General features: G+C 61.9%; 18 protein-coding genes. 7 read left to right on the plus strand and 11 right to left on the minus strand.

All coding sequences use genetic code 11. The features are described 5' to 3' along the window. Window positions 1-35: 35 nt before the first annotated feature. A complete protein-coding gene (locus B9A19_RS21910) occupies window positions 36-749 on the plus strand; it encodes an SMI1/KNR4 family protein (protein ID WP_139798578.1) in 714 nt (237 codons plus the stop codon). A gap of 286 nt (window positions 750-1035) precedes the next feature. Here B9A19_RS21910 and B9A19_RS01155 read toward each other — a convergent pair whose 3' ends face one another. The 6 genes from B9A19_RS01155 to B9A19_RS01180 all read right to left on the minus strand — a co-directional run bounded on the left by B9A19_RS01155 (window position 1036) and on the right by B9A19_RS01180 (window position 5993). Continuing rightward, window positions 1036-1731, minus strand: a complete 696-nt coding sequence (locus B9A19_RS01155; RefSeq protein WP_084088695.1) for an integrase core domain-containing protein — start codon at window positions 1729-1731, stop codon at window positions 1036-1038. 511 nt (window positions 1732-2242) lie between these two features. After that, window positions 2243-2572: a type II toxin-antitoxin system RelE/ParE family toxin gene (locus B9A19_RS01160; RefSeq protein WP_084088696.1), complete on the minus strand. Its 330-nt coding sequence runs from the start codon at window positions 2570-2572 to the stop codon at window positions 2243-2245. Further along, window positions 2569-2811, minus strand: a complete 243-nt coding sequence (locus B9A19_RS01165) for a type II toxin-antitoxin system ParD family antitoxin (RefSeq protein WP_217806940.1) — start codon at window positions 2809-2811, stop codon at window positions 2569-2571. The genes B9A19_RS01160 and B9A19_RS01165 overlap by 4 nt, the downstream gene beginning before the upstream one ends. Window positions 2812-3082: 271 nt before the next feature. Further along, window positions 3083-3412 (minus strand): metal-sensitive transcriptional regulator, encoded by a 330-nt coding sequence (locus B9A19_RS01170; protein ID WP_084088698.1) that lies wholly within the window; start codon window positions 3410-3412, stop codon window positions 3083-3085. Beyond that, complete coding sequence (locus tag B9A19_RS01175; protein ID WP_084088699.1) at window positions 3399-3605, minus strand: heavy-metal-associated domain-containing protein; 207 nt, start codon at window positions 3603-3605, stop codon at window positions 3399-3401. The genes B9A19_RS01170 and B9A19_RS01175 overlap by 14 nt, the downstream gene beginning before the upstream one ends. 15 nt (window positions 3606-3620) lie before the next feature. Continuing rightward, window positions 3621-5993, minus strand: a complete 2373-nt coding sequence (locus B9A19_RS01180; protein ID WP_084088700.1) for a heavy metal translocating P-type ATPase — start codon at window positions 5991-5993, stop codon at window positions 3621-3623. Window positions 5994-6075: 82 nt separating this feature from the next. Between B9A19_RS01180 and B9A19_RS01185 the strand changes: the two genes are divergently transcribed. Then, the gene (locus B9A19_RS01185; RefSeq protein WP_084088701.1) at window positions 6076-6408 is read left to right on the plus strand and encodes a hypothetical protein; all 333 of its coding nucleotides are present in this window, start codon (window positions 6076-6078) and stop codon (window positions 6406-6408) included. 162 nt (window positions 6409-6570) lie between these two features. Continuing rightward, entirely contained in the window at window positions 6571-8085 is a 1515-nt protein-coding gene (locus tag B9A19_RS01190; RefSeq protein ID WP_217806942.1) for a multicopper oxidase family protein, read from the plus strand. A 111-nt stretch (window positions 8086-8196) separates the two neighbouring features. Here B9A19_RS01190 and B9A19_RS01195 read toward each other — a convergent pair whose 3' ends face one another. The 4 genes from B9A19_RS01195 to modA form a co-directional block, all read right to left on the minus strand. Further along, window positions 8197-10527 carry an extracellular solute-binding protein gene (locus tag B9A19_RS01195; RefSeq protein ID WP_084088702.1) on the minus strand — a complete coding sequence of 777 codons (2331 nt, stop codon included), beginning with the start codon at window positions 10525-10527 and terminating at the stop codon, window positions 8197-8199. A 429-nt stretch (window positions 10528-10956) separates the two neighbouring features. Further along, window positions 10957-11784: an ATP-binding cassette domain-containing protein gene (locus B9A19_RS01200; RefSeq protein ID WP_084088703.1), complete on the minus strand. Its 828-nt coding sequence runs from the start codon at window positions 11782-11784 to the stop codon at window positions 10957-10959. Continuing rightward, window positions 11781-12446, minus strand: a complete 666-nt coding sequence (gene modB, locus B9A19_RS01205; protein WP_245804232.1) for a molybdate ABC transporter permease subunit — start codon at window positions 12444-12446, stop codon at window positions 11781-11783. Before modB ends, B9A19_RS01200 begins: the two co-directional genes overlap by 4 nt. Window positions 12447-12466: 20 nt before the next feature. Next, window positions 12467-13234, minus strand: a complete 768-nt coding sequence (gene modA, locus B9A19_RS01210) for a molybdate ABC transporter substrate-binding protein (RefSeq protein WP_084088705.1) — start codon at window positions 13232-13234, stop codon at window positions 12467-12469. Between the two features lie 157 nt (window positions 13235-13391). On the opposite strand from modA, the gene B9A19_RS01215 reads away from it, so the two are divergent. The 3 genes from B9A19_RS01215 to B9A19_RS01225 all read left to right on the plus strand — a co-directional run bounded on the left by B9A19_RS01215 (window position 13392) and on the right by B9A19_RS01225 (window position 17811). Beyond that, entirely contained in the window at window positions 13392-14558 is a 1167-nt protein-coding gene (locus tag B9A19_RS01215) for an NAD(P)H-dependent flavin oxidoreductase (RefSeq protein WP_084088835.1), read from the plus strand. A gap of 59 nt (window positions 14559-14617) precedes the next feature. Further along, window positions 14618-15139 (plus strand): hemerythrin domain-containing protein, encoded by a 522-nt coding sequence (locus B9A19_RS01220; protein WP_084088706.1) that lies wholly within the window; start codon window positions 14618-14620, stop codon window positions 15137-15139. A gap of 272 nt (window positions 15140-15411) precedes the next feature. Beyond that, window positions 15412-17811, plus strand: a complete 2400-nt coding sequence (locus tag B9A19_RS01225; protein ID WP_176216725.1) for an EAL domain-containing protein — start codon at window positions 15412-15414, stop codon at window positions 17809-17811. 70 nt (window positions 17812-17881) lie between these two features. Here the strand turns inward: B9A19_RS01225 and B9A19_RS01230 are convergent, their stop codons facing one another. Continuing rightward, the gene (locus B9A19_RS01230; protein ID WP_139798579.1) at window positions 17882-18766 is read right to left on the minus strand and encodes a hypothetical protein; all 885 of its coding nucleotides are present in this window, start codon (window positions 18764-18766) and stop codon (window positions 17882-17884) included. A gap of 265 nt (window positions 18767-19031) precedes the next feature. Here B9A19_RS01230 and B9A19_RS01235 point away from each other — a divergent pair, with 265 nt between their 5' ends. Next, on the plus strand, window positions 19032-19634 hold the full coding sequence (locus B9A19_RS01235) for a peroxiredoxin (RefSeq protein ID WP_084088709.1): 603 nt from the start codon (window positions 19032-19034) through the stop codon (window positions 19632-19634). Window positions 19635-19645 lie beyond the last annotated feature (11 nt).

The following is a 19645-nucleotide window of genomic DNA, read 5'->3' on the forward strand; positions in this document are numbered from 1 at the left end:
TTGCCAAAATGAATTTTTATTGGGTAGGGTGTTAAATGCAGGAAATTAGAAAATTTTCTACTTTAAAATCTGGCTATTCTTCTGGTGTGAAAGACTGGGAGGAGTTTATTGCGTGCTGGAAAAATTCATATGCTCCGTCTAGATATAATGTTTCATTGATTTTGCATGGAAATTTTGATGAGGGTGGGGCAAGTCTTAATAGAGTATCTGATGGTATTCATGGTTTGGAGCTTCGTTTGGGGCTGGGTCTCCCTAGTTCGTATAAAGACTTTTTGTTGGCTTTTCGTCCATCGTTTTTACGAGAAAGTGAGTTTGAGTGGGGTGACGAATTTTATGGTTTTTTCTCTCCAGAGCAGGTGGGTTTTTTCTCGGATTTACGCCCTGAGTTGAAGTGTGTTATTTCGCATCCTGCTATTGAGACAGCCGATGAGAGATATTACATTTATGGGGTTGACCAAGATGGTGTGGCTGTACGGACTCGATATCTAGATAAGGCTATTTTGGTAGGATTGGCTGGGGATAATCCTATATTGCTACATTCGGATGAAAAGACATTAGATGGGGAGATGGAATGCAGTATTTGGGGGAGCGTAGGGGTGTATCGTGCACCTACATTCTCTGAGCTGATGAGGCAAGTAAGTGTTAGTGAAATTAAAAGTGGAAGCTGGGGCGCTATTCCAATTGCTCAAGCTGATTTAGTTAACACATGTGCTGAAAAGATTAAAATTTTGGATGTTTGGTGGCGATAATTTGGTCCTGATGGACTTTCCCTGACCGTGTGCCCGCAAAGCAGTTTCGACCTTTTTCAAGTGCCCTGACCGCATGTCCGCAAAGCAGCTTCGACCTTTTCCAAGGCTAATTTTTGCGCCAATACATGCTTAAAACGGCTTTTCGACTGCCAATCGGGTGCCGCTTTATCGGGGCTGAAAGGCTGTTCTGCCTAAAATTTGATCAATTTTGATCAGGCGAGCAGGCGGAATCGCGGACAGTGCGCTTGGCACTGCCCTGATGTGTTGATGCTGGATTGCGATTGGGCTACCTGCGCAAATAAAACCCGGTCAGCAACCCCTCCCACGCCTCGTAGACTTTCGCCGTCTTAGGGGTTTGCCGGTATGGATCAACCCCTAGCCATGCCTCGCGCGGCGTCCAGCCGTTCAGGTGCTGGTGTGGCTGAATGTCGTTGTACCAGTGGCTGAACTGTTGCAGTGCTTGATTGAGCATATTGCCATCCGGCACGGTGAGCTGATCCAGCTTTTGCTTGAGCGCGCCAAACAATCGTTCAATCCGCCCGTTTTGCCATGGGCAGCCCAGATCGCTGGTTTGATGGCGAATGCCGAGTAATTTCAACCCTGCCTTGAATAGCGTTGAATTGAAGACGGCTTCGTCATCCGTGCGAATGGCTTGCGGCGTACCGAATTGCTCGATGGCAGCAATCAGCACTTTCAACAGCAAGCACGATGATTTATTTGGCATGGCCTGCAAAGCAATCGCCAACCGCGAACCATGATCGATGATGCCAAGAATCGAATGCACGTTGCCCGCAGCGTCCATCTTGCCGGTCAAATCCATCCCCCACACCCGGTTCTTCACCATCGGCGCCGGCACTTGCCGCTTCCACTGCCGGCGTAGCTGGGCAATCTCGTAGCGGTGCATTCGCAACGTCTCCGCCACAAAAGTCCGCCCCACCGTCATACCCCGGCGTGCTGCATATAGTCGATTGAAGACATGCATCACCTGTCGCCCACCCCGAACCTGTCTTCGATCTGGCTACGAGGGACTGATCGGGGCTCATGTGCTGCTCAAAGTCCTCATGTACTACAAGTACATTCCGGTTTTTGCGCTGCTCTTCACCCCGCTGAGCCGCCTCTCGCCGAGATCGCAGACGGGTTCTTATCCCGTACGCGCCTGAATGCAGATCAGCTCACGCTTCACCCAGGCCGGTTTGCGGCGGTAGTGCGCGGGGCATTTGGCCGGGGCGATACGCCGGCCATAAAAGCGGGGTGCTGCAGTACGTGTTGTCAGCCGTTTCAGCAGGTCCCAGAGCAACACGAATACGATCAGCATGAACGGGGTAGGGCAAGTTTGGGGCGGCCAGTTTAAGGCTGTGGTCAATCTATGCCCCATAGCCGGTTCCTTGCCATTGGTGCTGTACTTGCCTCTTCCACTGCGGGCCTGGTTGCACAGTCTTGTTGTGGTGTTGCACCACGCTTGGCCGTGCAGGCTGCCCCAAAGCTTCAGATTATTACAGGCCCTCAGGCTCCTGCATCCAGGCTGGAATATCACGCTGGCCATGCAGCACGCGCCAGATGTCAATGTGATCGGGACGTTCGATGTAGAACACGACGTATGGATAACGCTTTAGCGGCCAAGTGCGCAGACCGGGCAGATTGAGTTCATGAGCATGGCGGGGTGAGCCGGCGGCCGGGTGCTGGCCAAGGTGGGTGTAGGCTTGCTCCAGCGAATCAATGAAACCAAGCGCCACGGCTTCAGTCGCTTCGTTCTGGTAGTAGGCGATAGCATCATCTACATCCCGGTTGGCCTGCTCACGCGGGATAAGTGGCTTGTGCTTCACGCCTTGCTAGCAGGTTTGGCGGCCTTGCGTACCCGATCTCGCAGGCTTGCGAAGTAGCTGGTATCGGCTGGTTGCGCCGGATTTGATGCGGCGCCGGTCAATAGCAGATTGCGCAGCTGCAGGCGATCCTGATCCTTGCGGATCAATTCGCGCACGTACTCGCTGCTCGTACCGTAACCACGCTGGCTGACCTGTTCATCCACAAAGGATTTCAGGGCATCGGGGAGGGATATGTTCATCGTACTCATGGTTCAAGCGTAGGAGTGTTGGCAAAAATTGGCAAGCTCAAATTTGTCCAAGTCGCGTGCCCGCAGCGCTGTTCGGACACTGCCCATGGCTGGGGTCTGGTTTCGGCGGCGAAAAATCAGCTACAGAGAGAGCGATCAATGGGTCATTGTTTCGCCCTGGGTTGTGCAGGTTTTGTCTGGCATATGGGCACACCTAAGCCACCGCACAGCCCGAATCATGGACAGTTGCTTTGTTGCCATCCCTCCACCACTGCTTTAAAGGTCAGGTACGTAGCTTGGCGACCACCTGCATCAGCTCGTCGATTGCCGCCTCGCCGTCGCCGTGCTGGATGGCGCGAGCCATGCAGCCGTGGGCGTGTGTTTCCAGCACGCGCATGGCTACGCCGTCCAGCGCGGCACGGGTGGCGGCGATCTGCGTCAGCACGTCGGCGCAGTAGCGGTCTTCCTCGATCATCTGCGTGATGCCGCGTATTTGCCCGCCGATGCGGTTGAGGCGCGACACCAGCGCTTTCTTGTCGGGGCGGGCGACGCTGGTTACGTCTTGCGGCGTGCAGCAATCGTCGGGTGTGGCGGCAGGGTCAGACGAGCTCATAGCCTGCGTCCGCAATGGCTTGCCTGAAGGCATCGACCGTGGCGCGGCCCGGGTCGAACTGCACGATGGCCTTGCCGGTATCCAGGCTGACGTCGGCCGATTGCACGCCGGGCAGGCGGCCCAGCACGCTGGTGAGTTTGGCGACGCAGCCGTTGCAGCTCATGCCGCCGATCTGGATGGTGGTGGTTTCCATGATGTGTCCTTTTGCTCAGGGGTTACGGGGTTGCCAGCGTTTCAACAGCAGCGAGTTGCTCACCACCGAGACCGAGCTCAGCGCCATGGCGGCACCGGCCAGCACCGGGTTGAGCAGACCGAACGCTGCCAGTGGAATGCCCAGCGTGTTGTAGACAAAGGCGAAAAACAGGTTCTGCCGGATCTTGCGCACGGTATGGCGTGACAATGCCATGGCATCGGCCAGTGCCGCCAGTGAGCCATGCATCAGGGTGACATCGGCCGCCTCGATGGCGACATCGCTGCCGCTGTGCATGGCAAAGCTCACATCTGCAACGGCCAGTGCAGGCGCATCGTTGACGCCATCGCCCACCATGGCGACGGTATGTCCTTCCTGTTGCCGGGCACGCACGTAGGCGGCTTTGTCCTGCGGCAGCGTTTGCGCCACAAACTCCTTGATGCCGGCAGCCTGCGCGATGCGGGCTGCGGTGTGGGCGTTGTCGCCGGTCAGCATCACCACGCGCACACCACGTTGCTGCAGGGTGGCGACGGCGCGGGTGGCATCGCTGCGCAATGCGTCAGCCAGGGCGATCAGGCCCAGCCAGGCGCCATCACGCGCCACGCCGATCACGGTCTGGCCCTCGTTCAGCAATTGCGTCAGCGGTACTCGGTCAGCGCCCAGTAGCGGAGCGACCCAATCGGGGCTGCCGACGCGTATGGCCTGGCCGGCGATCACACCAGTCACGCCGGCGCCGGGTTCGACAGCGAAATCCGCTGCATCCTGCAAGGCCAAGCCGCGCGCTTGGGCCGCTTGCAGCAGCGCCTTGGCCAGCGGGTGTTCCGAGCCTTGTTCAAGGCTGGCCGCCAGTTGCAGCAGGGTGTCGTCACCTACGCCTGCCAGATCGACAATGCGGGTGACTTGCGGCTTGCCCTCGGTCAGTGTGCCGGTCTTGTCTACCACCAGCAGGTCTACCCGGCTGGCGCGTTCCAGCGCTGCGGCATTGCGGAACAACATGCCGCGCTGCGCACCCAGCCCGATGCCGACCATGACAGCAGTGGGCGTGGCCAGCCCCAGTGCGCAGGGGCAGGCGATGACCAGCACGGCCACCGCAGGAATCAGCGCGGCGCTGGCGCTGGCCAGCAACCACCAGCTGGCTGCAAAGGTGACCAGCGCAATCAGCAGCACGACGGGGACGAAAACGGCGGAAATGCGGTCAGCCAGTTGCTGGATCGGCGCCTTGCTGCCTTGCGCGGTGCGCACCAGTCGTACGATTTCGGCGAGCTGGGTCTGGCTGCCTACGCTGTCGGCGCGCACGCGCAACATGCCATCCAGATTGCGTGTGCCGGCAAACACGCGGCTGCCGGCGGTTTTTTCCAGCGGCAGGCTCTCGCCGCTGAGCAGGCTTTCATCCACCTGCGCGCGGCCGTCCTGCACCGTGCCGTCGGCGGCGATGGTTTCGCCGTGCCGCACCACGATCAGATCACCGCTGCGCAGCTCGGCCACTGGCACATCCAGCAGCGTGCCATCACGCTCGACGCGCGCGGTGCGTGGCTGCAAGGCCAGCAGTTCGGCAATGGCGCCGGCCGTGCGGCCTTTGGCGCGCGCTTCCAGCCACTTGCCCAGCAGGATCAGCGTGATGATGGCAGCGCTGGCTTCAAAGTAGACATGCTGGTGATGCAGGTTTAGCGCCGTTACCACGGCCGAATAGCCGTAGGCCACGCTGGTGCCCAGTGCCACCAGCACATCCATATTGGCGGCGCCACCGCGCAATGTATGCCATGCACCCCGGTAAAAGCGCCAGCCCAGCCAGAACTGCACCGGCGTAGCCAGCAGCCACTGCCAGCCGCGCGGCAGCCAGCCATGCTGGCCGCTGAACATGGCGGCCATTTCAGCCAGCAAGGGCAGGGTGAACAGCGCGGCCAGCAGCAGTTGCTGACCGCTCCGGCGCAGCAAACGTGCCGCGCGCGCGCTGTCGTCGTTGCCGTGTTCATCGTCGCCACGCACATGCGCATCGTAGCCGGCGCGGCGCACGGCATCGATCAAGGCATCGTCGCTGACGCTGCCGGCGGGAAAGCTCACGCTGGCGCTTTCCGTGGCCAGATTGACGCTGGCTGTCACGCCGGGAATGCGTTGCAGCATTTTCTCGATGCGGCTGGCGCACGCGGCGCAGCTCATGCCCTCCAGTGCGAGGGTCAGGCTGCGCGACGGCACGTCGTAACCAGTCTTGCGCACGGTCTCGATCAATGCCGGGATATCGGTCTGGCTGAGGTCGGCGCTGATCTGCGCGGTCTCGCTGGCGAAGTTCACCTGTGCACTCACACCCGGCTGCTTGTTCAGCTGTTTCTCGATGCGACCGGCGCAGGCGGCGCAGCTCATGCCGCTGATGGGGAGGTTGACAGTGGTTTGCATGGCAATGCTCAAGTACCCTATGGGGGTATAATGTACCCTGTGGGGGTATATTGCAAGGGTAACTTCGCGTTACGATATCGCCATGCCCTTGCATCGCCTGTTTGCCCTGCTGCTGATCTGCCTGCTGCCGTTGGCGCCCCTGTGGGCGGCACCCATGGCGATGCCGGCTGCCGTGCAGCAGCCGGCGGCGCAATTGGCCGCCGCTGACGACACGCATTGCATGGAACATGAGGCCGCCGCCGTGCCGCCTGCGGGTGAGCATTGCAGTACCGATTGCATCCTGCACTGCGCCTTGCCCGGCCAAGGCATCGTGCTGGCCGCGCCAGTGTGGATAGCCACGGCGCTGCCAGCACCGGCAGGCCGGCATTACAGCAACCCTGATCCCATCCTTCCGCTGCGCCCTCCGGCCGCCTGATCGCGACTTCTTCTCTTCCGATCAATCGTCGCGCGGACAGCCTTGCCCGCGCGTAGACAGGCCTACCATCATGAAATCACCATTGCAGGCAGCCAGGCTGCCACTGTGGGCGTGCGTCCGCGCGTCGCGCGCCATCTCGTTCATTCACCGGAGGGTCGGAGCATGACGCACTCGCTGCATCGCCGCCGCTTTCTCGGCCGCACGCTCGCGATTGCGGGGGCTGCGGTGTTGGCGCCACGCGTGCTGGCCGCCGGCATGGACCATGACATGCATGCCGGTCACGCCATGCCGGAGCAAGCGCCCGCCCAGCCCGCATTGCGCATCGCGCCAGCTGATTTGCCGCTGTTGCCGGCCGATGCCCTGCCGACTGGCCAGCCGCTGTTGCCCTTGCATCGTATCGGCGAGCGCGACGGTGCCGTGTTGCGGCTGGCGCTGACCGCCGCACCACACACCGTGCAACTCTTGCCCAGCGTGAAAACGGAATTCTGGAGCTACAACGGCAGCACGCCGGGCCCGCTGATCGAAGCGATGGAGGGCGATACGCTGGAAATCCGTTTCCGCAACGATCTACCCCAGGCCACCACCGTGCACTGGCATGGCTTGCCGGTGCCGGCCGATCAGGATGGCGGGCCGCATCACCCGGTTGCGCCGGGCGAGGAGCGCTTGTATCGCCTTGAGTTGCCCAAGGGCAGCGCCGGCACCTATTGGTATCACCCGCACCCGCATGGCGATACGCCCGAGCAGGTGTTCCGCGGTCTGGCCGGTGCGCTGATCGTGCGCACAGCGGATGACCCACTGGCCGCCTTGCCCGAGCAGCATCTGTTCATCAGCGATTTGCGGCTGGCTGCCGACGGCAGTATCCCGTTCAACAATGTCGATGACTGGATGGACGGCCGAGAAGGGCAGTTTGTGCTGGTAAACGGGCAACTACAGCCACAGCTTACGGTGAACGGCGCGCAGCGCTGGCGCATCTGGAATGCCTGCAGTGCGCGTTATCTGCGCCTCAAGCTGGCGGGCGCGCAGTGGCAACTGGTCGGTACCGATGGCGGCCTGCTGGAGCAGGCCCGCCCCTTGGGCGAGCTGGTGCTGGCACCGGCCGAACGGATCGAGGTGGTCGTCAGCGGCAGCGGTGCCGTACGGCTGCTGGCGCTGCCCTACGACAGGCAAAAAATGGGCGATGCCCCGCCCGAGCGCGAGCGGGTGCTGGCCCGTGCCACCTTCTCCGCCGGCCCGCGCGTGCAACTGCCGGCCCGCCTGCGCAGTATTGCTGACCCTGGCCTTGCGCGCGCCACCAAGCGCGTGGTGTTCAGCGAGACCATGAGCATGGAGAACGGTCAGCACAGCATGGCTTTCCTGATCAATGGCAAAGCCTACGACATGAACCGCGCCGACTGGCACAGCAAGGCGGGGGAGGTGGAGCTGTGGGAGGTGATCAACGACAGCCATATGGATCACCCCTTCCACCTGCATGGCACGCAGTTCATGGTGGTGGAGCGCAAGCGCGGCGGCAAGGTGGTGCGTGAGCCGTTCAAGGCATGGCGTGATACGGTGAATCTGCGGCCGAACGAGCGCTTGTTGCTCAAGCTGCGTTTTCCGCATCCGGGCATGTATATGGCGCATTGCCACATCATCGAGCACGAGGCACAGGGCATGATGGCGCAGGTGCAGGTGAGCTGATCCGTTCAGTGGCAGTCGTGCCTTTGTACAGAGCGTGCTGCGCGAGTCGCAGCGTGCCAATGGTAAAACACCCCGCAGTGCGGGGTGTTTTACTTGATCACTGTCGCTTGCCTATTGCTGCTTGCGGGCAATATCGGCCATCTTGCGTGCCGCATCGGCAGCACTCATGTGGTCGTTGCCCCAGAACTGGCCCACTACCTCAAAGAAGCCCTGGCGTGTTTCTTCCTGTACGGCCATATTGTGCGCCCACGACGGTACGAGCACGTTCTTGCTGGCCGCGCGCGAGAAATCCTGTGCCGATTGCTTGGCATAGGCATCGTAGCGGCCCATCGGTACGTCGGTACGGGCCGGGATGTTGCCCTTATAGAGGTTGAAGGCTTCCTGGCCGTCCTGGCTCATCAATAGCGATACGAAATCGCGCTGCGCTGCGGCCATTTTCGGGTCGGTCAGCTTGAACATGGTCAGCGTGTCGGCGGCGAAGCAGAAATCACCCGCCGGTGTCGGCGCCGGCCAGCAGTAGTAATCGGTGCCCTGCACCTTGCCGGCCTGCACGAACTCGGCCTTGGCCCAGTCACCCATCAACTGCATGGCGGCGCGGCCGTTGATCACGTCGGCGGTGGCCAGGTTCCAGTCGCGGCCCACGCTGTCGACCGACGAATACGGCTTGAGCTTTTTCAGCAGTTCCAGCGCCCGGATCATGGTCGGGCCGGTAATGGCAGACTGATCGAGCTTGCTGAATGCGGCACGATAGAAATCCGCGCCCATGCTGACGGTGATGGCCTCGAAGGTAGTGGCCACGATCCAGCTTTGCTCGCTGTGCGCCAGCATGGGGATGCCGGCCTGGCGGAAGCGCTCGGCCAGGGCAAAGAACTCGTCCCATGTTTGCGGCTGCTTGCCCCCGATGCGGTTCACCAGTTGCGCGTTCACCCACAGCATATTGGTGCGCGCCACGCCCAGCGGCACGGCCACGTACTTGCCATTGGCCTGGATCATCTTGTCGAACACTTCCGGCAGGATGCTGGGCCAGCGCTGTTCGCGCGCCAGATCGGTCAGGTCGGCGCACACGCCTTCGCGCGCCCAGTTCTGGATCTTCACGCCGCCGATGGCCGCTGCGGTCGGCGGGTTGCCGGCCATGACGCGGCTCTTGAGCGAGGTCATCGGGTCGCCGCTGCCGGTGCCGGCATCCATCCAGTGGTGGCCGGCGTCGTTCAGGCGTTTTTTCAGCTCGAACACGGCCTTGGCCTCACTGGCGGACAGCCACCAGTGCAGCACTTCCACGTCGGCCAGCTTGAACTTGCCGATGATGGACAGCAGGCGTTCGGCCTGTTCGTCCAGATTCGCCAGGGTCTGCGTTGACTGGCGCAGCGCCGAGTCGGTGGCCTGCACCATATTGCTGACCTGCTCGGCCGATTGCGCCATCGCGGTGGTGGCAGAAGATTGCTCGTTGGTGGCGTCGGCAATCTGGCGCACCACGTTCACGACCTGATTCATGCGGTCGCTGATGCCAAGGATGTGGCTGCGCGCGTCTTCGGCTTTTTCCACGCTTTCGGTCACGCGCGCGGCGGTGTAGCCCATGTTCTCGACCGCAGATTCGGTTTCGCGGCCGACCGTTTCAATGCGATGCGCAATGTCGACGGTAGCCTGCGAGGTGCGCTCGGCCAGCTTGCGTACCTCGTCGGCCACCACTGCAAACCCCCGGCCTTGCTCGCCTGCGCGGGCGGCTTCGATGGCGGCATTGAGCGCCAGCAGGTTGGTCTGGCCGGCAATGTCCTTGATCACACCAACGATGCTGCCGATTTCCTGCGAGCTCTTGGACAAGCCATCCATGGTCTGGCCCATGGTTTGCATGGCTTGCGATACCAGGCCCACTTCTTCGGAAACGCGGCTGACTGCCTCGGCACTGCTTGTAGAGAGCTGGCGGGTTTCGGATACGGCGTTGTCCACATCGCGCGCGTTGTCGGCAATGTGGGTGATGCTGACGGTGATTTCTTCCACCGTGGCCGCGCTGGACGAGGCATGGTCGGACTGGGTGCGCGTGTCCTTGGCGATTTGCGCGGTAACGCGGGTCAGCTCATGCAGGTTGATGGCCAGGCCCTCGGTTTCACGCTGCGCTTCGCGGAATACCGCTTGCTGGCGGGCAATGAATTCGTTGATGGCCGCCGCGGTCTGGCCCATTTCGTCGCTGCCTTCGGGCAGGCGCACCGAGAGGTCGCTGCCTTCACGTGCGAGCTGGCGCATGGTGTCGCGCAGTGCCTCTACCGGCGCCAGCGCGCCATTGATGGCAAAGATGGTGACCCCGATGATGGCGCCCAGGCTGACGATCCCGATCAGCATGGCCAGCCCCAATGACTTGGGGTCGTAGGCAATGTAGCCGAGCGTTGCGGCAAAGCCCACCACGTTGGCAACGATTGCTGTGCCTAGAATTCTGGTTCGTATCGACATGGTTATCTTCCTCCCGCTGGGCCGATGCACTGGCAGCCGATCAATCGCTCGCTGCAAGCTTCGTGCTTACATACCGAATATCGGTATTCTCTTATTTTAAAGACAATGATGCGACTGCCAAATACACAGTAGTACCAAGTATTGACGTGCCCATCTCTGATTTCCGTCAGGGGATTCCGCTATAGCTTAGCCCCCGGCATGTGATTGCGCAGGCAGAATCAGTTTGAAATCAATTTTGTATGCAAGTGGCTTGACCCACTCTGCACCATAGTATAGAGCCGGGCAGTTTGCCGGCTCGGGCGGGCGGTTACAAGCGTTCATTTCACAGCAACTGGCTGGCCAAGCCCGGCATTGCATGGCATGCACCGTTTGGGTGCGGTAAGCCTTGCGCAATTTGCCGGGTACGCACGCCCTGGGGTGTGCACGGATTCAGGGCAGCAAGCGGGTGGCGTCGATGGCCATGCGTGTGCCGGGCAGGCAGTCTGCGCCCGCCGGGGCGCGCATGCGCAGCACGCCACCGCCTATGGCAATCACGAGTACGCGTCCGTCCTGCTCCTGTGCGATCACCGTGCCGTGCGGCGCCCCCTGCAGCAAACGCTCCGCCGGTGTGCCGCGTGCCACGATCTGCCCGCCGTCGAGCTGCCAGACCTCGTCGGCAAGGCGAACGATCTCGGCCGGTTCGTGGCTGGCCACGATGAGGGTAAAGCCGTGCGCCCGCTGTTGCTCGCGCAGGCGATCCTGCAGGCGCAGGCGCAATGCACTGTCCTGCGCCGACAGCGGTTCGTCCAGCAGCAGCAGCGGCGCCTTGCGCGCCAGTGCCCGTGCCAGTGCCAGCCGTTGTTGCTGCCCGCCGGACAGGCGTGCGGGTTTGCTGCCGGCCAGCGTGGACAGCTCCATCATGTCCAGCAGCAAGTGTGCTTCTGCATGGCTGGCGCCGGCAAAGCGCAGCTGCTGCAGTGCGTTCAGGTGCGGAAACAGCGCAGGTTGCTGCATTTGCACGCCGATATGGCGCGCCTGTGCCGGCACATGGGCTTGCCGTTCGGCGTCGAACCAGCGGGCGTCGCCCACCTGCAGCCAGCCTGCGGCCGGCGTGGTCAGCCCGCACAGCATGCGCAGCAGGCTGGTCTTGCCTGCGCCGGACGGACCATACAGCGCCAGTGTATGCCCGGCGGCGACAGTGCCTTCCACCTGCATGGTGTAGGGCCCGGCAGGGCCGTGCAGCGGCAGTTGCAGCGAGAAGGAAACGGCGGCGCTCATGCTTTCAGGCGCCGGCGGGATTTGGCCAGGTACAGGCAGATCACCACGGCAAAGCTCAACGCCACCAGCACAGCGGCCTGCCCGTGCGCGGCGGCATAGTTGAGGCTTTCCACCTCGTCATAAATGGCGATGGAGACCACGCGGGTTACACCCGGAATGTTGCCGCCTATCATCAGCACCACGCCGAATTCGCCCACCGTATGTGCAAATGCCAGCACGCTGCCGGCCAGCAACGCGCCACGCGCGTTGGGCAGCAAGACCCGCAGCAGGATCGTCCAGTAGCCTTTGCCCAGGGTATGCGCCGCGTCGATCAGTGAAGTGGGCAGTGTCTCGAAGCCTGCCTGCAGCGGCTGCACCATGAACGGCAGGCTGAACAGCACCGAGGCCACCATCAGCCCGGCAAAGCTGAAGACCAGCTTGAGCCCGAACACCTGCAGCAGCCACGCACCCAGCGCGTTGTGCGGGCTGAATGCCAGCAGCAGATAGAAACCAAGCACGGAGGGTGGCAACACCAGCGGCATGGCCAGCAGTGCCTCCACCACCGGCTTGGCGCGGCTGCGCGTCAGCGCCAGCCAGCCGGCCAGCGGGATGCCGATCAACAGCAGAACGAGGGTAACGAGTGCAGCCAGCCGCAGGGTCAGCAGCAGCGGTTGCCAGTCCATCAGCATGCTGCGCTTGCCTCTCAGTGCTCTTCCGGCAGTTGATAGCCGTATTGCTGCCAGATGGCACGGGCCGCCGGTTTGTACAGGAAGGCGTAGAAGCGTGCGGCGGCCGGGCTGGCGTTTTTCATCAGCACTGCACCTTGCGCAATCGGTTGGTACAGATGGCGTGGCAGCTCAACCCAGCGCCCGACGCCATGTACCTCGGGCGAAACCACGACCGACTTGGCGGTAAAGCCCACTTCGGCCGCGCGGCTGACCACATACTGGTTCACCTGCTGGATGCTTTCGCCATAAACCAGTTTGGGGGCCAGTTTGGCATCCAGCTTGAGGCCGGTAAGCAGGCGCATGGCTTCGCGGCCATAGGGGGCGGTTTTGGGGTTGGCAACGGCAATATGCTGTACGGCCGGGTTTTCCAGCGCGGCTTGCCAGTTTTTCAGATCCAGCTCGGCGGTGGTCCACAGCACCAGGCTGCCATAGCCGTAGATGCGCGGTGCATCGGTGCTCAGCCCGGCATCGAACAAGGCTTGCGGCGTTTCCACGTCGGCAGAGAGGAACACACCGAACGGTGCGCCATTCCTGATCTGCGTCGCCAGCTTGCCCGATGCGCCGAGCGAGGCCACGGCCTTGTCGCCGCTTTCCTTGTTGAACGCGGCGGCCAGGTCGTCAAACACGTATTGCAGGCTGGCGGCCACCGCTACATTGATGGTTTCGGCGCGTGCCAGAGGCGCGCAGCAGAGCGCGATGACCGTCAGCGTGGAAAGGGAAGCAGCAAGGGCGCGCTTGGGCATGGTGATCCTGCCGGGATGGGAATGGCTGCTACTTTAACCCGATGCCACCGGCGCGGGGAGGGCGTATGCCGGCTGTGCCATGCAAACTTGATCTGCAGCAAGGCGGATGCAGGCGCCGGCGGGCAGACTGGGCTCATTTGCCTCGTCGGAGTCCAACATGCAGCACGCCTTTTCACCTTTGCAGATCAAGGGGCGCGATCTGTTGCCTGTGGTGCAGGGAGGCATGGGGATCGGCGTGTCGGCACATCGTCTGGCCGGTAGCGTGGCTGCGCAGGGGGGCATGGGCACCATAGCCTCGGTAGACCTGCGTCACCATCACCCCGACCTGCTGGCGCGCTCCAAACAGACGCGCGAACAAGCTGAACTGGATGCGCTCAACTTCGAGGCGCTCGACCGCGAGATCGTTGCCGCGCGCGAGTTGGCACAGGGCAAAGGCATGATCGCGGTGAACGTGATGCGCGCCGTCGAGGCGTATACCGGCTATGTGCGGCAGGCTTGCCGCTCCGGCGCCGATGCCATCGTGATGGGGGCCGGGCTGCCGCTGGATTTGCCCGAACTGACCGCTGATTTCCCGCATGTGGCACTGATCCCCATCCTGTCCGACGCGCGCGGCATTGCGCTGGTGCTGAAAAAATGGCTGAAGAAAGGCCGCTTGCCCGATGCCATCGTGATCGAGCATCCACGCTATGCCGGCGGTCATCTGGGCGCCGCGCAGGTCAGCGCCCTGCAGGACGAGCGCTTCGATTTTGACCACGTGCTGGGGCCGACACATGCGTTGTTTGCCGAACTGGGCATCAAGCCCATTCCGCTCATCATCGCCGGCGGCATACACAGCCACGAGCAGGTGCAGCACTGGCTCACGCATGGCGCCAGCGGCGTGCAACTGGGTACGGCGTTTGCGGTGAGTGAAGAGGGCGATGCACACCCGGCCTTTAAAGCCGTGCTGGCGGGGGCGCGCCAGGAAGACATCGTCGAATTCGTCAGCGTGGCCGGTTTGCCGGCACGTGCAGTCGCAACGCCGTGGCTGAAGAACTATCTGCAGCGCGAGGAACGCCTGCAGCGCAATGCCAAGGCCGACCCGGCACGCTGCACGCAGGCGCTCAACTGCCTGGGCCAGTGCGGTTTGCGCGATGGTCTGGCAAAGATCGGCCAGTTCTGCATTGACCTCAAGCTGGCGGCGGCACTGCGCGGCGAGGTTGGCAAGGGGTTGTTCTTTCGTGGCGCGTCCATCCTGCCATTCGGGAGCGAAATCCGCCCGGTGCGCGAGTTGCTGCGCTACCTGCTTACCGGGCAAATGCCCGCTGGCTTGGCCGCGCCCTGCTGATTGCCGGCAGCCTGGCGGTCGCTTGCCCTTTGCCCGTGCAATGCGGGTAAAGTGGCTGGATGATTGCCAATCCGTTTGAAACGTCCTCGGCCAGCTTCGAGTCGCCACTTGAGCTCTTGCTCGCCTGCCATGAGCGCATCCGGCGCTTTTGCACGCTGCTCGAGCGGCTGGGCGTGCATCTGGCCACGCATGGCAGCGATGATATGGCGCGCGATGCAGCAACCGGCATCCTGCGCTACTTTGATATAGCGTTGCCGCTGCACCATCAGGACGAAGACGACGATCTGTTCCCCGCCTTGCTCGCGGTTGCCGGCAGCGCGCTGCAGGCCGAACTGGCCGCGCTGCAGCAAGAGCATGCGCAGTTGCTGCCGCTGTGGCCGCCGTTGCGTGCGGTGCTTGTGGCTGTGCAGGCCGGGGCGTCGCCGGCATGGCCGGCTGCTGCCGCAGCTGATTTCGCTGCACGCTACCACGCGCATGTCAGCCGCGAGGAAACCATGGTTTATCCGCATGCCGAGCAATTGCTGCCGGCTGCAATGCTGGCGCAACTGGGCGAGCGTATGGCCGCCCGGCGACGGTTTTGACAGGAAAAGCGCCTTCTTTCTTTTTTTGAAAGTAGGTCGTAGGTGTAGCGCTGCAGTGCACGATTCGGTGCAGCACAGCGCGCAAGTGGCGCCGTTATTGAATATCAACGCTTGCTGGCTATACGGTTAGCGCGGATGAGACACACATGATGGCTTACGATTTGTGCCAGTCGAGTTCGCCGTTTATGCTCAAGTTCAAAGTACAAGAATAGCGATCCAACGTGTTTTCACATCTGCCCAGCCGATTCCAGATTTTCTACCAGGCCAACAGGTTGGCTTGGCGTCTGGTTGCGGCTGTGGTTGGCGTCAGCTTCATCGTTACCCTGTCGCTGACTGCATTTCTGGTGCGCCAGGAATACCAGCGCAGCCTCACCCAGATCAGCACCGATCTTGATACCCTGGCACGCAGCGTTACGCCGCAGCTGGGCGCCAACCTGTGGCTGGTGAATACCGAGGCAGTGCGCACCCAGCTCAATTCACTGCTGCAGACCAAGGCGGTCAACTGGGTGGAGCTGGTCGAGCCCGATGGCTCGCGTTATTCGGTTGGCACCGTCAGCGGTGATCCGAAAAACGCCATCAGCAAGACTTACACCGTCAATTACATGCACCCGCTGACCGGCAAGGCCGTGCGGTTGGGTGAGTTGCGGCTGGTCAATACGCTGGATGGGCTGGAATCACAGCTCTATACCCAGGTCACCCGCATGCTGTTGCTGCTGGGTTCGGGTATGGCGGCGTCGGCGCTGTGTTTTCTGTGGCTGTATCACCGCTTGATTGCGCGCCATCTGAGCCATATTGCCGAATACACGCGCAGTTTCAATTATGAACGCCTGTCTGCGCCGCTCGATCTGGCGCGTGGAGACTCGGGCCAGGACGAATTGCAGGTGCTGACCGATGCGTTCAACACCATGCGGCTCAATCTGCAGAAGGGCATCGACGAAAAGGATGTCGCGCAGCGCGAGCTGTTCCAGGAAAAGGAACTGGCCGAGGTCACACTGATTTCAGTGGCCGACGCCATCGTCACCACCACGGCTGCCGGCCACGTGAAACTGCTGAACCCGGCTGCAGAGAAACTGATCGGCTGGACTTTTGCCGAGGCCAAGGGGCTGCCGATTGGCGAGGTCGTCATCACTCAGTCCGATGCCGAAGGTCCGCGCCTGACCCGGCTGCTGCAGGCGGCGCAAACCGCCGGCAAGCGCCAGCAGCGCGAGAAAGCCACCCTGATCAGCCGTGGCGGCGAGCGCTTCATGGTCGAAATCGCCATTGCGCCGATCAGCGACTGGGATGGCAACCGCATCGGCTATGTGGTGGCGCTGCATGACATCAGCGCGGCCGAGGCGCTGACCGCACGGTTGGCCTATCAGGCCACGCACGACGAGCTGACCGGCCTGACCAACCGCCGTGGCTTCATGAGTGCCTTGGTGCAGGCCAATGATGCGGTCAAGCTCACTGGCGCACGTCGCTTGCTGATGCAGATTGACCTCGACCAGTTCAAGCTGGTCAATGACACCTGTGGCCACCAGGCCGGCGACGAACTGCTGCGCCAACTGGCGCGCATGCTGATCGACATGCTGCCCGACAACGCACTGGTGGGCCGCTTGGGCGGCGACGAGTTTGGCGTGCTGCTGGCCGATCTGGACGAGGCCGAGGCACAAGTGGTTGCCATGCAGTTGCTGGTGGCGCTGGAGCAATACCGCTTTGTCTGGCAGGACCGTCCGTTTACCGTGACCGGCAGTCTGGGCCTGGTGAGCATGGATCAGGACTGCGCATCGCCACAGGAGGCGATGAGCCGTGCCGACGTGGCCTGTTTTGCCGCCAAGGACGCCGGGCGTAACCGCTTTGCCTGGTATCGTGGCGGTGAGGAAGACCTGCAGGGCCGGCACAACGAGTTGCAGCTGCTGGCCACCCTGCGCCAGGCTGCCGAGACCAATCGCTTCAAGCTGCATTACCAGCCGATTGTGCCGACGCTGGGCCCGCATCAGGTGCCGCATTACGAGGTGTTGCTGCGGCTGGAAGACGAGCAGGGGCGCTTGATCTCGCCGGGGGCGTTCATCCCCGCTGCCGAGCGTTACGACATGATGGCCACCATAGACCGCTGGGTGGTATCGCATGTACTGGATGAATTGTCGCAGCGGCAGGCGCGCGGCGAGGTACTGCCCGAGTTGTCCATCAACCTGTCGGGCAAGTCGCTCAACCGGCAGACGCTGGCCTTTGTGCTGGAGCAGCTGGAAGAAAAGCCGCTGCCGTCCGACCGCATCTGCTTCGAGATCACCGAAACCAGTGCCATTGCCAACATCAAGGAATCCGCGCTGTTTATCGAGGCACTGCGCGCGCGTGGTTGCCGCTTTGCGCTGGACGACTTTGGCAGTGGTTTCTCGTCGTTCACCTACCTCAAGAGCTTGCCAGTGGACTATCTGAAGATCGATGGCAGCCTGGTGCGCGATGTGGCCGAGGACGACGTGAGCCGGCAGATGGTGCTTGCGGTCAACCGCATTGCGCATGCCATGGGGCGCAAGACCATTGCCGAGTATGTCGAGAACCAGGCCATTGTCACGGTGCTGCAGGAAATCGGTGTCGATTATCTGCAGGGCTACCATATCGGCCGCCCGGAACCTGCCATACGCGAAACCCAGCAGGTGTGGGCCGGGAATGAATTCGAGCTGCGTGGCGATTGATCCTGCAGATCAGTTATCCCCGCAAAAACGGCCGCGTCGCGGCCGTTTTTGCGTCTGGTGATACCTGCGACTAGTTCAGCCGTGCCCAGTTGGCCGTGCGTACATTGAAGAAACCCGATTCGCGATAAGCGCGTTCGATCACGCCTTTCTCGCGCAGCATGGTCAGGCCCTTCTCCAGTGCCTCGGCCGCTTCCTTGCCGGCCGGGGCCAGCTTGCTCACGAACAGGTGGCGGCTGCCTTGCAGGCCGACCTTGACGTTGGGAATGGGTACGAACTTGTGGCCAGATGCCTCCAGCGACATGTCGGTGGTCGGCTGGAAGGGCGCGAGCAATACGTCGGCACGGTGCTTGACCACCATGCCCACCATCGAATCCCAGCTTTGCGTTTTCAGCACCTGGCCGAACTTCAGGCTGTCCAGCGTGGCAACGTCGGGCTTCCAGCTTTCCGCCACCACGGCAGTCAGCTGTTGCACCTGCGGCAAGGTGCGGGCTGCCACGGCCTTGGCGTTGTCGGGCGTGGTATAGAGGCCGGCTTCGAATTCGCCCTGACGAATCAGCGGCGGGCTGACGAACACCTTGTCCTCCAGCGGTTTCAGATCGACCAGCCAGGCGGTATTGCCGCCCATGGTGGCATTGCCGGAGAGGATTTCCTTCAGGTAGCGGCTGTACGAGTCGCTGCTGTTATCCACCTTGACCAGCTTTACCTGCTTTTTCAGGCCGCCTAGCGCCAGTGCCTGCTGCACCAGCACCAGTTCGGCCACATCGCGGCGCGCCCCTGCGCCGTCAAAGCGGGTCAGCGTCAGCGGATCGCGCTTGCCGATGAACTGCATGTAGTCGTTGTAGACATCCTGTTGGGTCAGGATTGTGATGGCATCATCGGCGGCAAAGGCCGCCGGGGCCAGCAGGCAGGCTGCGAGCAAGGCCAGCGTGCTGCGCCGTTTCATCGGGACGTTCATCGGGCTTCTCCTCCTTGCGTCATGTAGTTGTGAACTGCACGTTCCATCATGGCAAGCGGCGCGCCCGGAGGCAATTGCATCCTTACAAATTTTTCGCCCGCTCGTCACTTGCCTGCCGGCGCGGCCTGCATGGCCGCCGATGGTGTTATAGCCCTGAGCTATCACCCGGATGAAGTTTCCCGATTTGACGCTTGCAGATGTCGCCGCTATCTTTTGCAGGCTCGGAATCATTCCCATCCTGAATATCACTTCAAGGAGTTCTCCCATGTCCGTTCTCGTGAACAAACAAGTCCCCGACTTTACTGCAGCCGCCGTGCTGGGTTCGGGTGAAATCGTCGACAACTACTCGTTCTCGGCCGCGACCAAGGGCAAGTATGCCGTGGTGTTCTTCTACCCGCTGGACTTCACCTTCGTGTGCCCGTCCGAGCTGATCGCCTTCGACAACCGTCTGGAAGAATTCAAGTCGCGCAACGTCGAAGTGATCGGCGTGTCGATCGACAGCCAGTTCACCCACAGCGCATGGCGCAACACCCCGGTTGAGAAGGGCGGCATCGGCCACGTTGGCTACACCCTGGTTGCCGACATCAAGCACGACATCGTCAAGGCATTCGACGTCGAGCACGCTGACGGCGTGGCGCTGCGCGGCACTTTTCTGATCGACAAGAACGGCGTGGTGCAACACCAGGTCGTGAACAACCTGCCGCTGGGCCGTGACATCGACGAGTTGCTGCGCGTGGTTGACGCACTGCAATTCACCGAGCAACACGGTGAAGTCTGCCCGGCCGGCTGGACCAAGGGCAAGAAAGGCATGAAGGCTGACGCCGCAGGCGTTGCCGCCTACCTGGCTACCGAGGCCGCCGCACTGTAATCACAGTGGCC

This window comes from Andreprevotia lacus DSM 23236 (assembly GCF_900176275.1).
Lineage (GTDB): Bacteria > Pseudomonadota > Gammaproteobacteria > Burkholderiales > Chitinibacteraceae > Andreprevotia > Andreprevotia lacus.

Excerpts from the sequence above, each read along its gene's own strand:
- B9A19_RS21910 (WP_139798578.1), top strand. The coding sequence starts at position 36 with ATGCAGGAAATTAGAAAATTTTCTACTTTAAAATCTGGCTATTCTTCT.
- B9A19_RS01155 (WP_084088695.1), bottom strand. The coding sequence starts at position 1,731 with ATGCATGTCTTCAATCGACTATATGCAGCACGCCGGGGTATGACGGTG.
- B9A19_RS01165 (WP_217806940.1), bottom strand. The coding sequence starts at position 2,811 with ATGAACATATCCCTCCCCGATGCCCTGAAATCCTTTGTGGATGAACAG.
- B9A19_RS01170 (WP_084088698.1), bottom strand. The coding sequence starts at position 3,412 with ATGAGCTCGTCTGACCCTGCCGCCACACCCGACGATTGCTGCACGCCG.
- B9A19_RS01175 (WP_084088699.1), bottom strand. The coding sequence starts at position 3,605 with ATGGAAACCACCACCATCCAGATCGGCGGCATGAGCTGCAACGGCTGC.
- B9A19_RS01180 (WP_084088700.1), bottom strand. The coding sequence starts at position 5,993 with ATGCAAACCACTGTCAACCTCCCCATCAGCGGCATGAGCTGCGCCGCC.
- B9A19_RS01185 (WP_084088701.1), top strand. The coding sequence starts at position 6,076 with ATGCCCTTGCATCGCCTGTTTGCCCTGCTGCTGATCTGCCTGCTGCCG.
- B9A19_RS01190 (WP_217806942.1), top strand. The coding sequence starts at position 6,571 with ATGACGCACTCGCTGCATCGCCGCCGCTTTCTCGGCCGCACGCTCGCG.
- B9A19_RS01195 (WP_084088702.1), bottom strand. The coding sequence starts at position 10,527 with ATGTCGATACGAACCAGAATTCTAGGCACAGCAATCGTTGCCAACGTG.
- B9A19_RS01200 (WP_084088703.1), bottom strand. The coding sequence starts at position 11,784 with ATGAGCGCCGCCGTTTCCTTCTCGCTGCAACTGCCGCTGCACGGCCCT.
- modB (WP_245804232.1), bottom strand. The coding sequence starts at position 12,446 with ATGGACTGGCAACCGCTGCTGCTGACCCTGCGGCTGGCTGCACTCGTT.
- modA (WP_084088705.1), bottom strand. The coding sequence starts at position 13,234 with ATGCCCAAGCGCGCCCTTGCTGCTTCCCTTTCCACGCTGACGGTCATC.
- B9A19_RS01215 (WP_084088835.1), top strand. The coding sequence starts at position 13,392 with ATGCAGCACGCCTTTTCACCTTTGCAGATCAAGGGGCGCGATCTGTTG.
- B9A19_RS01220 (WP_084088706.1), top strand. The coding sequence starts at position 14,618 with ATGATTGCCAATCCGTTTGAAACGTCCTCGGCCAGCTTCGAGTCGCCA.
- B9A19_RS01230 (WP_139798579.1), bottom strand. The coding sequence starts at position 18,766 with ATGAACGTCCCGATGAAACGGCGCAGCACGCTGGCCTTGCTCGCAGCC.
- B9A19_RS01235 (WP_084088709.1), top strand. The coding sequence starts at position 19,032 with ATGTCCGTTCTCGTGAACAAACAAGTCCCCGACTTTACTGCAGCCGCC.